Origin of the sequence: Candidatus Hepatobacter penaei (assembly GCF_000742475.1) — a bacterium.
GTDB classification, from domain to species: Bacteria; Pseudomonadota; Alphaproteobacteria; order Holosporales; family Hepatobacteraceae; genus Hepatobacter; species Hepatobacter penaei.
The window spans coordinates 116,197-128,963 of the sequence record NZ_JQAJ01000003.1 but is presented as its reverse complement, the minus strand read 5'-3'; the positions used below and the strand labels follow the sequence as shown (position 1 = coordinate 128,963).

17 protein-coding genes are annotated in these 12,767 nt (G+C 51.8%); 11 read left to right on the top strand and 6 right to left on the bottom strand.

Annotation, left to right across the window (positions count from 1 at the left end; genetic code table 11):
- The first annotated feature begins 4 nt into the window (after positions 1-4).
- The 5 genes from IG82_RS0104860 (at position 5) to IG82_RS0104840 (ending at position 3,003) form a co-directional block, all read left to right on the top strand.
- Positions 5-1,147 carry a phage major capsid protein gene (locus tag IG82_RS0104860; RefSeq protein WP_052545726.1) on the top strand — a complete coding sequence of 381 codons (1,143 nt, stop codon included), beginning with the start codon at positions 5-7 and terminating at the stop codon, positions 1,145-1,147.
- Between the two features lie 48 nt (positions 1,148-1,195).
- Positions 1,196-1,723: a head-tail connector protein gene (locus IG82_RS0104855; protein ID WP_031934441.1), complete on the top strand. Its 528-nt coding sequence runs from the start codon at positions 1,196-1,198 to the stop codon at positions 1,721-1,723.
- A gap of 4 nt (positions 1,724-1,727) precedes the next feature.
- Positions 1,728-2,081: a hypothetical protein gene (locus IG82_RS0104850; protein WP_031934440.1), complete on the top strand. Its 354-nt coding sequence runs from the start codon at positions 1,728-1,730 to the stop codon at positions 2,079-2,081.
- Entirely contained in the window at positions 2,078-2,461 is a 384-nt protein-coding gene (locus tag IG82_RS0104845; protein ID WP_031934439.1) for a hypothetical protein, read from the top strand. The genes IG82_RS0104850 and IG82_RS0104845 overlap by 4 nt, the downstream gene beginning before the upstream one ends.
- Positions 2,462-2,577: 116 nt before the next feature.
- Positions 2,578-3,003, top strand: coding sequence for a hypothetical protein (locus IG82_RS0104840; protein WP_135957780.1), 426 nt, complete (start codon positions 2,578-2,580; stop codon positions 3,001-3,003).
- On the opposite strand, the gene IG82_RS0104835 is transcribed toward IG82_RS0104840, so the two are convergent.
- A complete protein-coding gene (locus tag IG82_RS0104835; protein WP_031934437.1) occupies positions 3,000-3,869 on the bottom strand; it encodes a DMT family transporter in 870 nt (289 codons plus the stop codon). The genes IG82_RS0104840 and IG82_RS0104835 overlap by 4 nt on opposite strands.
- Before the next feature lie 93 nt (positions 3,870-3,962).
- Between IG82_RS0104835 and IG82_RS0104830 the strand changes: the two genes are divergently transcribed.
- From IG82_RS0104830 to IG82_RS0104810, 5 genes are all read left to right on the top strand, one after another.
- A complete protein-coding gene (locus IG82_RS0104830; protein WP_031934436.1) occupies positions 3,963-4,898 on the top strand; it encodes a hypothetical protein in 936 nt (311 codons plus the stop codon).
- A gap of 66 nt (positions 4,899-4,964) precedes the next feature.
- Positions 4,965-5,810, top strand: coding sequence for a hypothetical protein (locus tag IG82_RS0104825; RefSeq protein WP_031934435.1), 846 nt, complete (start codon positions 4,965-4,967; stop codon positions 5,808-5,810).
- The gene (locus tag IG82_RS0104820; RefSeq protein ID WP_031934434.1) at positions 5,803-6,663 is read left to right on the top strand and encodes a hypothetical protein; all 861 of its coding nucleotides are present in this window, start codon (positions 5,803-5,805) and stop codon (positions 6,661-6,663) included. The genes IG82_RS0104825 and IG82_RS0104820 overlap by 8 nt, the downstream gene beginning before the upstream one ends.
- Positions 6,663-7,181, top strand: a complete 519-nt coding sequence (locus tag IG82_RS0104815) for a hypothetical protein (RefSeq protein ID WP_031934433.1) — start codon at positions 6,663-6,665, stop codon at positions 7,179-7,181. Before IG82_RS0104820 ends, IG82_RS0104815 begins: the two co-directional genes overlap by 1 nt.
- Positions 7,182-7,283: 102 nt before the next feature.
- A complete protein-coding gene (locus tag IG82_RS0104810; RefSeq protein ID WP_031934432.1) occupies positions 7,284-7,820 on the top strand; it encodes a hypothetical protein in 537 nt (178 codons plus the stop codon).
- Positions 7,821-7,912: 92 nt separating this feature from the next.
- Here the strand turns inward: IG82_RS0104810 and IG82_RS0104805 are convergent, their stop codons facing one another.
- Complete coding sequence (locus tag IG82_RS0104805; RefSeq protein ID WP_031934431.1) at positions 7,913-8,410, bottom strand: Hsp20 family protein; 498 nt, start codon at positions 8,408-8,410, stop codon at positions 7,913-7,915.
- Positions 8,411-8,731: 321 nt separating this feature from the next.
- Between IG82_RS0104805 and IG82_RS0104795 the strand changes: the two genes are divergently transcribed.
- Entirely contained in the window at positions 8,732-9,034 is a 303-nt protein-coding gene (locus tag IG82_RS0104795; protein WP_031934430.1) for a YggT family protein, read from the top strand.
- Positions 9,035-9,097: 63 nt separating this feature from the next.
- Here the strand turns inward: IG82_RS0104795 and IG82_RS0104790 are convergent, their stop codons facing one another.
- The 4 genes from IG82_RS0104790 to IG82_RS0104770 all read right to left on the bottom strand — a co-directional run bounded on the left by IG82_RS0104790 (position 9,098) and on the right by IG82_RS0104770 (position 12,333).
- Positions 9,098-9,580, bottom strand: a complete 483-nt coding sequence (locus IG82_RS0104790; RefSeq protein WP_031934429.1) for a hypothetical protein — start codon at positions 9,578-9,580, stop codon at positions 9,098-9,100.
- Between the two features lie 29 nt (positions 9,581-9,609).
- Complete coding sequence (locus IG82_RS0104785; protein ID WP_156095389.1) at positions 9,610-10,059, bottom strand: hypothetical protein; 450 nt, start codon at positions 10,057-10,059, stop codon at positions 9,610-9,612.
- A 182-nt stretch (positions 10,060-10,241) separates the two neighbouring features.
- Positions 10,242-11,474, bottom strand: coding sequence for a hypothetical protein (locus IG82_RS0104780; RefSeq protein WP_156095388.1), 1,233 nt, complete (start codon positions 11,472-11,474; stop codon positions 10,242-10,244).
- 202 nt (positions 11,475-11,676) lie between these two features.
- Positions 11,677-12,333, bottom strand: a complete 657-nt coding sequence (locus tag IG82_RS0104770) for an outer membrane beta-barrel protein (RefSeq protein ID WP_031934425.1) — start codon at positions 12,331-12,333, stop codon at positions 11,677-11,679.
- Positions 12,334-12,767 lie beyond the last annotated feature (434 nt).

The following is a 12,767-nucleotide window of genomic DNA, read 5'->3' as shown; positions in this document are numbered from 1 at the left end:
CTATATGACACAACACATGGACGAACATCTTGACGCCCTTGGCCAACAACTTGATCAGCAGAAGGCATGTATCGATTCCCTCAGCGAAAAGAGCACGCTGACAGAGGAATTGGCGCATAAGATCACAACCATGGAGAAAAAAATGGACGCCTATCGCCTGGATCATCAGCGCCCCACCACCGACACGTGCACGCCCTCATGGGGAGAGCACAAAGGATTTCGCAGCTATATGCGCCACGGGGATGAAAAATGGATCACAAAGAACATGCATGCCTCTTCACCCGAAAATGGCGGTGTGCTTGTGCCTCAAGAGGTATCAGCGCATGTTTTTTCCAAACTGTCCGAAACGTCGTTTTTTCGCAAAATCGCTAAAGTGACTAAAATATCGTCTGAAGCCCTTGACACCCTTGTGGCGCATGATGATCTTGATGTGGGGTGGGCGAAAGAAACGGACAATCGTGAAGCCACCACAACGCCCACATTTAAGAAAATCCATATTCCCGCCCATGAGCTCTATGCCCGCATCCATGCCACCCAGCGGTTAATTGATGATGCTTCGATTGATATTGAATCCTGGATCACCCAACAAGTAAGCCAGCACATTGCCCAACAAGAAACCAAGGCCTTTATCCATGGTGACGGCCTCGGCAAACCTAAGGGGTTTTTAACAGACGCCGGTGGTGCTGATGGCGTGCAGGTGATCAAAACAGGGAAGAAAGGCGGCTTTGCCGACGCAAACGCCGTGCACACCCTATTTGATATGAAAAGCTCCTTAAAGTCTGCCTATCTTTCAGAGGCGGTGTGGATCATGTCCCGCGCTGCTGAGGCCGCCGTGCGCAAAATGAAAGACCCACAAAACATGCAGCACCTCTGGCAACCTGCCATGAAGGAGGGGGGGCAATCCTCTCTTTTGGGCTATCCCGTGTATATCACCGACCATATGCCTGATCTGGCCAGCGATAAAGCCAGCCTCTCGGTGGCGTTTGGCAACTTTAAGGAGGCCTATCACATCGTAGATCGCCAGGATATGTATGTCTTGCGTGACCCCTACAGCCACAAACCCTTTGTGGAGTTTTATGTCACCAAACGCGTCGGCGGGGATGTCATCAACCCAGAAGCGATTTCTGTTTTAAACTTTGATAATTAACCAGGCCTGGGGAGGGACCTCCCTCCCCCTTTTCAAAGGAATGTAGCCATGACCAGCAAACTGATTGCCGCCTCGTCCACCCTCGCCGTTTCTCTTGTTGATATGAAAGATTATGCCCACATTACCCACGATCACGATAACCATCTGCTCGAAGGCCTGATCCGAACGGCCACAGCATGGGTGGAAGAAGCCACGGGCAAAACGCTTTTGGAAAAAACATGGCGCTATACGCACACCAACCCCGTGCTCACCTTGCCCCACGGACCCATCACAGACATTTTGGAGGTAAAATCAGGCAACCGCGTTCTTCTTGACAGCGCCTATGAGGTTGAAGATTTACAAAACACAAAAAAAATTACCGTGCTCAGTGCCGAAAAAAACCGTCGGAAAACATCGGTCACCTATAAAGCAGGCTTTGGCACGCAACCTGAAGAGCTGCCCGATACCTTTCGGCAGGCCGTGATGTCGACGGTGCTTTATATTTATGAAGATCGCTATGATCTCTCTGCGCCCAAAAAAGCACAGCGCTATGGCCAACCATGGATTGAATACCATCGCAGCTATCAAATGGTGTGACCCGATGAAACAACCGCTCAACGCACCTCTGATTTTTTTCTTTGGAAAGCGCACCATGCAAAACGGACTTTTGGTCAAGGAAGATGCCGGTCAACGCATGATCTGGGGGTGCGTGAAACCAGCAGGAACGTCAACGAAGCCCCCCCAAGGAAAGGCCGCCGCTGCCCCCGAAGCCCAAAAAGCCCGAGAATGCTTTGATATCATCATCCGCGCAGAGCGTTTTGAGGACAGTCTGCAAAAAATTATATGGCATGACCACTGCCTCATCCCCCTCTCTGAACCCCAGTTTGTGGGCGACCGCATAGGCTACACATGCATCCAAGCCGCGCTTTGGAGAAAACAGGAGCACAGCGCATGAACGGGCACACCTTATTGCAAGGGCTTTATCATCGTTTGTCAGAAAAGGTAAATATCCCGGTTTTTATTACCCCCCCTGAAGAGACTGACTACCCCTATTTGCTGATCAATGTACCTGCCTTTCAACGCTATGAGGGTCACACACAGTTTTCAGCCACCTTCACCCTTTTCACCTTGAAGGGGCAAGAGCCACAACGCCTCGATCTGGCCGCCACCATGACAGATAGCCTTGAACCCCCCAGGGGTTTTGTGCACGATCATCAAACCTTTTGCCTGAAAGCGGCCCACACAGAACAGCCCCCCATGCCCACCGGAATTCATGCCATCGCCTATCATTATCAGGGACGCATCACGCCCCTTATGAACGCATCAACTATGTGAGATCTGCCATGAACACACATGAAACAAGCTTGAACATCTGGACCCAGGGCCAGGAACGTGATCCATCTTATTTGCCCTTTTTTTCTTCCCGCGCGTGTAAGCAAGTGGTTCGCCTTATGGACACAAACACCTTGATGCGCACACTGGATGGCACCCTCACCTGCACAACCCTTTATGGCCATAAATACAGATCTGCCATCACAGGCCAAGACCGTATGCCTATGGCGCTTGAGGGCTTAACCCGTGGCAAAAGCTTGTGGATTGACAGTTTGGTGCACTTCACATGCCCGCTCACCCCCCAGCAAGAAACACAACACCTCTCGCGCACCCCTGTGCCCGGCTCTGTGTGTCTTCACACACCTGAAGAGACGGTAACCCTTCATGAGCGCGGCGCAGATGTTTCTTTCAGCGAACACGACGTTCCTGAAGACAGCTTTTTATCCTATCGTCCGCGTCTTTTGATGGCGGTCACAAACATCACCATCACGGCAAATGAATGGCAACACACAGAAGAGTGGCAGCTTGACCTTGAAGAAATTTAAACAGCATTCTCACGCGGACGACGCACCTCATAAATGGCCACATAAAAGGTAGCAGGAATGATCAAACACGCCCCCCACAACGTTGCCCATGAGGGTAATTCTGAAAACACAAGAAACCCGATGGCGCTTGAGAACAGGAGTTCGACATAACGAAACGGCTGCAAAGCAGAAAGTTGGCAGCACGCAAAGGCTTTTAACAAACAATAAAGAATAAGGTTCGCCCCAATGCCCAAGATAAACAGTGTCATCAGCTCAAACAAAGACGGCGTGACCCACCCCCACAGCGCAAACGGAAAGCTTAAACACGTTGTGCCAAGGGCCGAGAAAAACAGCATCGACAAAAGGGTTTCATCCTGCACCAAGAGCTTTTTATTCAACACATCTAGCGAGGCAAACAACACCGTAGAGCCAATGAGAAAGAACACAGAATTATTAAAGGCCAGCGTGGGCTGTGCGCTCACCAAAATGCCGGCAAACCCCACGCATGTGGCCACAATGCGATGCCATCCTGGCGCATCTTTCAGAAAAAGAGCCGACAACACCAGCACAAACAAAGGCGTGGTAAAGCTTAAGGTTGTGACCAAAGATAAAGGCAGCGCAATCACCCCATAACACCACGGCGCCATCGCCAAAAACAGAAAAAGAGACCGCACCCCATGAACCCGCCAGTGTGGCGTTTTGAAACAAGCCCATCCGCCCACTACCATAAAAGGAAGCAACGTGAGACAGCTGAAGAAAAATCTGAAAAAAGCAACCTGCATGCCGCCCAGCCTCAGCCCGGTCATTTTGACGAGCGCATCATTGAGGGCGCTGACCACAGACACAAGGATAAACCATGACACGCCACGTACGTAATTTGATTTCATAAGGGTTTGTTTCCCAACCTTCTCGTTATCACCGATTTTTTTATTGTTCCGCATTTACGCACACAGGTCAACGCACAACCAAGGAAGGCGCTTATGTCCTTTTTTATCGTTCTTGAAAAAGAAAGCACAGACTTTGACGCCTCACGCCATGGGCGCCTGGGTGTACCTGTCACATCATTCACCATTGAACACACGGAGGGCAGCTATGCCAAAGCACATATTCACCTATTGTCTCAAGATTCTTTCGATCATCATGGCTGGGGTACGATATCTCAAAAAATGGATGATGGTCGTATTGTGTGCCTCTTTCGCGGTTATGTGGAAACGCCTGTGCACGGTGTGTCCCCTGTGCAAAAAACCCTTGTCCTCTGCGCCAAACCCCACAATGCCGACACACAAATAAAAGCCATAAACAAGGCTCATCAAGACACAGTGTTTTATGAGCCTCTTTTTTTTAAAGAGGCCGATCAAGATAGGGAAGATCTGGCCACCCTTTCCCAGCCTGTGTGCCTTTATTGCGACCCTGTCTCCCACACCATCTCGCTTTCTTCTCTGTTTGACGGCGACAAAACGCACGATGTCACCCCCTTTGGTGTGGCTGGATCTGTGAACATCAAAAAAAATACCAGCCTTTTGTCACACGTCCACGTCACCCTAGAAGCCCAGTGGATCCAGCTCACTCGCGGGCTTACCAACCTATCCAGACCTATTCGCGCCCTGTTTCCTAGCCATCAGATCAGCACCTTTACACCCAGCTCACTTAAAAAGACATGGCAAAAAACAGGACAAACCCTGGGCCGCTCAGGCTATTGGGTGGCTTTTTCCAAGCTTGAAGACATCACCCCTGCCTTTGACGATGCGCTGCCTTCCTCCCTTCAGCTGTGGCGCGCATCAGGAGGGCGCGCCAAAAAGTGTGCCCTGAGACGTCTGTGGTTTCATGGAAAAATGATTGTAGGGTGGCACCTTAAACAAAAACGTCGAGAACGCCTGACATTCACCCTGACCCACAGTCACCAAATGTGCCCCTAGGAAGAAAAGAGTCTTGCCATCACCTTACCCATCAAACGCCCCCTGGTGTCATCCAACACCCATGATATGTGGACACCCCACACCGACTATGCGCAAGATGACATCGTCACCCACAAACAACAGGACTATCGATCAACCGCTGCACACACAAGCGGGCACACCTTTGACCACGACGCACACAGATGGACACCTCTCCCCCAGGATGATTCACCTTTGTCCCAAGACGCACACACATTTTTTTTGACCCCCCGTGGAAAAAAAGCTTTTCATGCCGCGGTGGAGATGGCAAAAACCCTTGTGGCGAGAAAAGCCCGGGCCATGGAAATAAGCCTGACCCTTTTGCCCACCACGCCGATGCTTTCTTTACATGATGCCATCTCTCTCACCCACAGCTGCGTGCCTGGTGGCTATGCCACAGGCAAAATCATTGCCCTGACGCGCAAGGTTTGCGCTTCAACAGGGGAAGATGTCGTGCACGTAACGTGTGCCGTCAGTGTGGGCAACCCCGTCGATGCCCCTGCCACAGCCCTGGTGCACGACTCTTATAGCGAAGATTATGCCCAAGAATACACCCTGCGTGAGGGTGCCCTTGGCACAACACCCAGCCAGCTTATCTACCCTTCTTTTGATGATCAATATCCGCAAGACGACTATGCGAAGCTATGGTCTGACCAAACCACCCACATTGTGCAATCGATTCATATCAAAAATGCGCCACGCGCCCAAATCCAAAAAGCGCAAGCACATGCCACACAAAAGCGACCTTTGCTCACGCATAATCTGGGCACAGAAATGAACGTGCGCCTTAAGAACCTAACAACCCAAGACAGCGTTCTCCACACCGTCGCCCTCAGCCAACCTATTGTGTGGTCTTCTCCCCAGCAAGTCACCTTGAGGTCTCCCCATGTATAAATACACAGCGCCTTGGCATGAAGGGGGCTATGACGCCCCCAGCACACTGGCTATCAACAGCGAAAACCCTCAACTCACCTTGGGGGATGAACAAGAAACGGTGTTTCATAAAGCAGAAACCATGCCTTCTTCAATCGTGCTACCCGTCACTTTGCATGGCGAGGCTGTCAAAGCCGACCCCACCATCACGCTGATTGTGGATCAAGAACGCCTCAACCCGACGCCTCTTTATCGAAAAACCAGCATTGAAGGGGATGACACGTTTTTTGAGCACGGTCGCTATGCATCGCTCAGCCTCACCCCTGAAGGGGGGGGCACCTTCACCTGGGGGGCAGACACATTGGACCTTTCTATGCTTCCCCATAAAGGGTGGGACCTTTCTATGCTTCCCCATAAAGGGTGGCACCTTGCTATGCCTCCGCTTTTATTCACCAAATCCTTTTTATATGAAACACAACCTGTCACCGAAACCATGTTTAGCAGCACAGATTTGCGTTTAGCACCAGCCACCACAGGCCATATCTTGCGCCCCTATGGAGGCTTTTGGGGAGACACCGCCGCCACATGCACACAGATTTATTATGAGATTCTTGAGCAATTCCCCGGCAAAACCATCGCCTCCCTTATCTCCCAGCATGACACATTAGCACACACAAAAGAGAAAACCGTGTTTTCTCACCCAACGTTACGGCATATCTCCACACTGCATGAGGATATTGTGTCAGGCAACATCACCCTCACCCTTCAACATATCGAGCATGGTTACCCGGTGGTTTATCATAGTACCCATTATACCCAAGAACATAAAAACCGTCTCACCGTCACATTGACCCACGCCATGGAGGATGAATAATGCCCCTGATTTTTCGCGACACCAAAGGTGCTCCCCTCACATCTCAAGAAGTTGACAACAATTTTCGTGAGCTTGATACACGCATCACAGCCCTTGAACAAGATGATTTTCATGCTGAAACCCTCACCTCTGTAACGACCGAAGGCGAGCAGCTCATCATCCAAGGCTCACACGGATCTACCTTCACCCTGTCGATGCCCGCGCGGCCTTTTGTCACCAAGGGCGTGTGGCAGGCCCACACCGCCTATGAAGAGCATGACCTTGTACAGCATGGTGCATCGTTATACAGAGCGCGCCAAGCGCACGCGGGGAGAGAGATCTTTGATGAAAAAAAGTGGGCCTGTGTGTTTTCGGCCCCACAGAACGCGGCTCCAAAAAAAACAGCTGTCTTGGCCACCTATGCACACACCGACATGCCTGCGCAGGGCCACGTGGGGGAAATGGCCTGCCAAGTGGATGCCAAGGGCCAGCTGACGCCCCTTTTTTTTGATGGTCAAACCTGGCGCCCGTTTCATTAACTTTTCTTAACTTAACCTCCGTTTCATTGATCTGTTTTTCATGAGCTCTCTTTTCATGAACGCCTTCTTCACCCACCCTTTGCGCTTAGAAAGGACAAAACCGTGGCTCCAACATCTGTGCTTGCCTTTGCGGCCTCTTTAGCCCCCTTTTTTCCCGCCATTGTGAATTGGCTGAAAGGAGAATCAGGATCGAAAATAGCGGAAAATATTGTTGAAGCCGCGCGCAGCATCACAGGCGCTGAAGATAAACCGTCCATTTTTAAGCGACTATCTGAAGACCCCAAAGCCCTTATTGACTTTCAAAAAACCCTACTCAAAATTGCTCAGGTCTATCGACTGGAAGAAGTCGCCGACAGGGCCACAGCCCGCGCGCGCGACATTGCCTATATCCATGCCGGACGTCAAAATCTGCGTGCCGATATCATGGTGCTTTCAGCCGCTTTTGGCTTGATTTTGTGCCTGATTAGCCTGGGGCTCTATAAAAGCACGCTTCCTGGGGAGGCCGTGGGCATTATTTCCACCATTGCCGGGATTTTTGGCGCATGCCTTAAAGACGCCTATGCGTTTGAGTTCGGATCCAGCCGCGGCAGTAAAGAAAAAGATCTACACGTCAAAGATTTGCTCAAATTTGCCAGATAAGAACGCAGCCCAAGCTTGCCACCGACAGCATACATAAAAACCAAAATTCTGCGGCAAAAAGGGCGCACGAACGCCCCTTCTGCCCTTTGGCCTTAGGCGCTTTCGGCATCAATGATGGTCTCACGCTTGGCTGTTGGCTCCTTCACGTCCCGCCGGCTTGAGGGCGGGGTTTTTTCAATGGGAATCTCACGCGGTTTCAAAGATTCAGGGATCTGCCGCTCAAGCTCAATCATCAAAATGCCATCTTCCAAATGCGCGCCGATAACCTTGATGGAATCAGCCAGCTGAAACCGGCGTTTAAAGGCACGCCGTGCAATGCCGCGGTGCAAAAAAGTCACTTCTTTCTTTTCCGAGGGCTGTGCGCCGCCCTGCACCGTCAAAATGCCTTCATGGGTCACAATGTTAATATCTTCTTGTCGAAATCCCGCCAACGCCATGGCAATGCGATAGCGCTCTTCAGAGTGTTTTTCAATATTGTAGGGGGGATAGCCGCCGCTCTCATCCGGGTTCATGGCTGAATCCAACCAGGGCGCCATGCGATCAAAACCCACGACCGAGCGAAATAAAGGTGTTAAATCAAGTGTTGCCATACACATCCTCCTTTGAGCAATGGTTAAAAAACGTCCTTCCCTCAGGCAAGACCCTGCTGCGCCCTGTGCAGCCCAAAAGGCACCGCCAAGACACAAGGTCATCCTATCGTATTTTCGTGCCAAAATCAATCTTTTTTAGCAGGATCAGGGCCGAGGCCGACGGCCCCTCAACCCCCTTTTCCGGCCGCTCTCCCCCTTGAAAAGCCGGGGCGTGCTTCAAAAGGCCAAGGGGTGGAGGCGATCTTTGCAAATGACCCTCAGGCATGCTAGCCTACCCTCAATATTATCGTGGTATCCCCACGCGCGTTATCGAGATTGTTCATGGATATTTTTCTGCTGCCTTTTCTTGAAATCGTCAATATCTGTCTCACGTTGATGACGTGGGTCATCATCATCGGCGTTGCCCTCAACTGGCTGACGGCTCTGCAGATTCTCAATGCCTATAGCCCATGGGTGTCCTATCTCAGCCACCTGACCTATGCCCTGACCGAGCCGCTTTATGAGCGCATCCGCCGCCTTGTGCCCATGATTGGCACGGTGGATCTCTCGCCGCTTATCTTGCTGTTGTTGATTCGCTTTTTGCGCACCATGATTACCCACGCCGCCGCGCGCTATTTTCTCTAGCCCCCCTTAATAGCTTATGGCTGAGCGCCTATAGGTTAACGTCTGTAGGTCAGCCTCTGTAGGTCAGGTGGTGCACCTGTTTTTTGTGATGCGGTTCCACAGGGGCTGACAAGAAGGATTCTGCCCCGTAAGGGCTTGTTGGTCCCCGTCCTTGCCCCCTTGCGCGCGCTCATGGGGCGCGCCAGGCCTTATTGGTTTCCCGTTTGCCTTATCTTGTGAGGTTTCGTTAGGCTCAGCCTTATGGCTGTCCGGGGCCACCTTGTTTTTTTGCGCGCGAAACCAGGCACGGCTTTGAGGCGTTTTAGGATGAAGCCCGGGCACAGTCCACCATGTTCCCTTACTGGCCTTAACCGCCATATGCCCCGCTACCAGCACCACCAGCCATGCTAATAAACACACAAACCGCCGCATCGTTGATCCCTCACACGTTTTTTGCCTGCCCTTTACGTATCCACCAGCCGTCAAACACTCAAGGCCGCCCCCCTCAAACCCATCCTTGAGAAGGGGGCCATCCCGAAACAGATCCGGCCCTCCATGCCCCCCCATGAAGAGCGGCACAGAAGGTCAGGCGGGCCTTATTTATGACTGTGCTTCGCCTTTTTATGTGAGCCTGAGCCACCAGACGACGCGTGTTTACGCTTTTTCGGCATACGCTGCCCTTCATAGGTAAACTTGCGCACATCCAGCGACTCTGTATCCTTAAACGGCCCATACCGCTCTTCACAGCTGCTGCCCTTGGTCTTAAACCCAGACACCATGATATTAATCTTCTCCAGCGTCTCAATAATCTTGGCCGGACTGCCGCGATAGAGATACGTATTCTTCGGCAAATTCTCATAATCCGCCAACAGCTGTGCGCCATCGGTACGCTTGCCGTCATCCAGATCTTGCAAATCCTGATAAAAATCATTCAAATGCCTGAGATCAATCTTCACCGGCCCCATATGACGGGCGCTATACCCAATGCCGGCGCCCATGGCCAACACGCTGCCAATCAACACCATCGGAATCAACACTTTTTTCATAAAACGGTACCCTTTTTTGTGCCTATAGTGTTGATTTTGCAGGCAAAAGATTAAAAAAATATTCTTTTTAGGCAAAAATAAGACACAACGTGCCACCCCCCAAGGAACACCTGCTTTTTGAGGGCGTTGAGTGTCAAGCGACAAAAAACCAAACACAACAGCCTCGCACTACCCTGTTAAGGTTAAGTAAAAGATGCCTGATTAATAAGCCCCTCAATAGTCCTAGCATCCACCCAACTTGTCAGAGTCTTGCCTAGATTAGCTTGAAAAAGGAGGCGTAATTTGTTCAAAATGCTACCAATGTCCTCGTCTAATTTACCTGATGGCTCTTCCAAAACCTTTACAGCGACACGATCTACGCGGGCCCAGGTGCTCCCACTGCCGCCAAGGGCTGTGTTCACTCTGATTACGCGGGTGTATGTGCTGTCATCGACAGTGCCCGTCTTGACAGGGGCACTATCAGGATCCACAACAAAGGCTGCTGACTCGCCATTCGTTTGCACCCAACTGCGCACAGTCCGCGCACGGGCTGCCAGCGATACACTCTCACTAACACCATTATCTCCGTTGCTAACAGTGTCATGATGAATGATCTCGGCCACGGCACCTGTGCGGGCATAAAGTGATGCAGCCGGGTCAATACCGTTGTTATCTTCGCCCTCATTAAGATCGTGATAAATCAACTGGGCCACGGCACCTGTGCGTTTCCACAGCGAATCTCCTGGATCAGCGCCTTCATCAGGCTCATCGTCTGCATCTTTTTGAATCGCGGAAATCACCCTTTCCATGCGGGTGTATGTGCTGTCATTGAGAGTACCTGTCTCGACAGGGTCACTATCAGGATCCACAACAAAAGCATCTGACTCGCCATCTGTTTGCACCCAACTGCGCACAGTCCGCGCGCGGGCTGCCAGCGATGTAGTCGGGGCCACGCCGTCATGGGGGGATGTATCTGCCGTATCCTTCTGAATCAAAGCGCCCACCTTATCTACGCGATTCCAGGTGCTCCCCGTGCCGCCAAGCGCTGTGTTCACCCCCGCCACCTGGGCATAGAGAGAAGGCGCGCCCGCCACGGTGGGATCTTTTTTGATGAGCTTGCCGGTCTTCTGGATGCGCTGGGTCATGGTGTCCGCAGGAACGATGCCCGCATCTGTATCAGCAGCAACCCACTTCTTTTGCGCTTGAGAGCTTGCCACTGCCTCTTTAATGTCTTCCGGATTTTTTCCGTATAAAGACCCCACGTTGTTATAAAGCACGGTGGCGTACCTCACGGGCCCATCGTTGGGATATCTCAACACACTCTCCAAGCGTCCCCAAGGACCAGGACCAAGCTTGAGATCATTCACCGCCCCCAGATTCAACGAAGCCCCCAGAAACAACGCCGACATCACCCCCATCAATACGATTCGCATCATCACACCCTCATAATTCTTAAACTTTTATGTGGAACCGTTCAGCCCCCATGGGCAGCTCGCCCCAAAAACGGAAGGACAAGGCCACACACACAGACATGTCTCACATCAAAAAGGCGCCCGAAGGCGCCTCTTTCTTCAGGGCCGCGCCACAACGGTTGGGTAACCACGGCCCTTCTTGCACAGGGGGTTCCCCCACAGCACCTTAGAACACAAACTTCAACCGCACGGTCAGCTTGTCTGTTTCAGGTGACATTTTCACGTTCGCCGGAGCGGAGCCATCGGTCTCATAAGAGAAGTTGCCATACCAGGTGTGATCGAGCGAGCCGCCCACATAAATACCTTCATAGACACAGAAGTCGGCCCCAATGCCCAGCAAGAAGCCGGATTTAGACACCTGTCGTGCCCCCCACCCTTCTAAATTCTCAGCAGAATAGCTGGCATCAAACTTCGAGTTCGACCACCCCATGCGAATGAAGGGGTGCATAGCCGGGCAAGCAAAGCCCACCAACGCATTGATGCCATAGGCATTTTTTTGCTGCAACACGTTCATGGCCCGAGGCTGGTCCAGATCTTGAATGCGCCCTGTCGAGCCAATCCAGGCCGCCGTGCCCTCAAGGCCCAGCGAGATGCTGTTATCAAAGACATGCATCACCCCCACAAAGAGGCCCACATCGCCGCCGATCACCGCCATGTCAGACGTAGAGCTCATGCCGCTCCCCGTTTTTTCCACCACCGAGCGGGTGTTCACAAAGCCGCCATCCACCCCTAGAAAGGCCTTAAAGCCGTGATCATCGGCATGCCCCACAAAGGCCGCGCCCACCAGCGCCGACGACAAAGCCAAAAGAGATACTTTTTTCATGATATATTATCCTTTCTTACCAAAAAAAACCAAAATTAAAACGGGGTCCGCCGCGCCCCCAGCGTATTTACTAGGCATGATCAGTGAGTGCTTCGACAGCAGTCAAAATCTGCTTAAGCGTAGCCCCTGCTCCGACCGGAACATAGTCCGCAATCTTGGCATCAAGTGCACCATCAAGAGTGGTGATCATATCACCAAGCTGCGTTTTCAGATCAGGAGTATCCACAAGAAGCCCTTCATCAACCAGTCCTAACACCTCACCTACGCGTTCCAGGGTGGTACCGGCGCCGCCAAGCGCTGTGTTCACTTCACCTACGCGGGCCAATGTTTTAGCACCTACACCGCCAAGCGCGTCGTTCACCTCCTCTACCTGTTCATAGATGGAGGAGCCTCCGTTTGTGGGGTCTTGTCCACCAACAAGCAGACCAGTCTTC

Excerpts from the sequence above, each read along its gene's own strand:
- IG82_RS0104785 (WP_156095389.1), bottom strand. The coding sequence starts at position 10,059 with ATGAAAAAAGTGTTGATTCCGATGGTGTTGATTGGCAGCGTGTTGGCC.
- IG82_RS0104835 (WP_031934437.1), bottom strand. The coding sequence starts at position 3,869 with ATGAAATCAAATTACGTACGTGGCGTGTCATGGTTTATCCTTGTGTCT.
- IG82_RS0104840 (WP_135957780.1), top strand. The coding sequence starts at position 2,578 with ATGGACACAAACACCTTGATGCGCACACTGGATGGCACCCTCACCTGC.
- IG82_RS0104805 (WP_031934431.1), bottom strand. The coding sequence starts at position 8,410 with ATGGCAACACTTGATTTAACACCTTTATTTCGCTCGGTCGTGGGTTTT.
- IG82_RS0104795 (WP_031934430.1), top strand. The coding sequence starts at position 8,732 with ATGGATATTTTTCTGCTGCCTTTTCTTGAAATCGTCAATATCTGTCTC.
- IG82_RS0104830 (WP_031934436.1), top strand. The coding sequence starts at position 3,963 with ATGTCCTTTTTTATCGTTCTTGAAAAAGAAAGCACAGACTTTGACGCC.
- IG82_RS0104790 (WP_031934429.1), bottom strand. The coding sequence starts at position 9,580 with ATGGGGGGGCATGGAGGGCCGGATCTGTTTCGGGATGGCCCCCTTCTC.
- IG82_RS0104780 (WP_156095388.1), bottom strand. The coding sequence starts at position 11,474 with ATGATGCGAATCGTATTGATGGGGGTGATGTCGGCGTTGTTTCTGGGG.
- IG82_RS0104845 (WP_031934439.1), top strand. The coding sequence starts at position 2,078 with ATGAACGGGCACACCTTATTGCAAGGGCTTTATCATCGTTTGTCAGAA.
- IG82_RS0104815 (WP_031934433.1), top strand. The coding sequence starts at position 6,663 with ATGCCCCTGATTTTTCGCGACACCAAAGGTGCTCCCCTCACATCTCAA.
- IG82_RS0104770 (WP_031934425.1), bottom strand. The coding sequence starts at position 12,333 with ATGAAAAAAGTATCTCTTTTGGCTTTGTCGTCGGCGCTGGTGGGCGCG.
- IG82_RS0104850 (WP_031934440.1), top strand. The coding sequence starts at position 1,728 with ATGAAACAACCGCTCAACGCACCTCTGATTTTTTTCTTTGGAAAGCGC.
- IG82_RS0104825 (WP_031934435.1), top strand. The coding sequence starts at position 4,965 with ATGTGGACACCCCACACCGACTATGCGCAAGATGACATCGTCACCCAC.
- IG82_RS0104860 (WP_052545726.1), top strand. The coding sequence starts at position 5 with ATGACACAACACATGGACGAACATCTTGACGCCCTTGGCCAACAACTT.
- IG82_RS0104820 (WP_031934434.1), top strand. The coding sequence starts at position 5,803 with ATGTATAAATACACAGCGCCTTGGCATGAAGGGGGCTATGACGCCCCC.
- IG82_RS0104855 (WP_031934441.1), top strand. The coding sequence starts at position 1,196 with ATGACCAGCAAACTGATTGCCGCCTCGTCCACCCTCGCCGTTTCTCTT.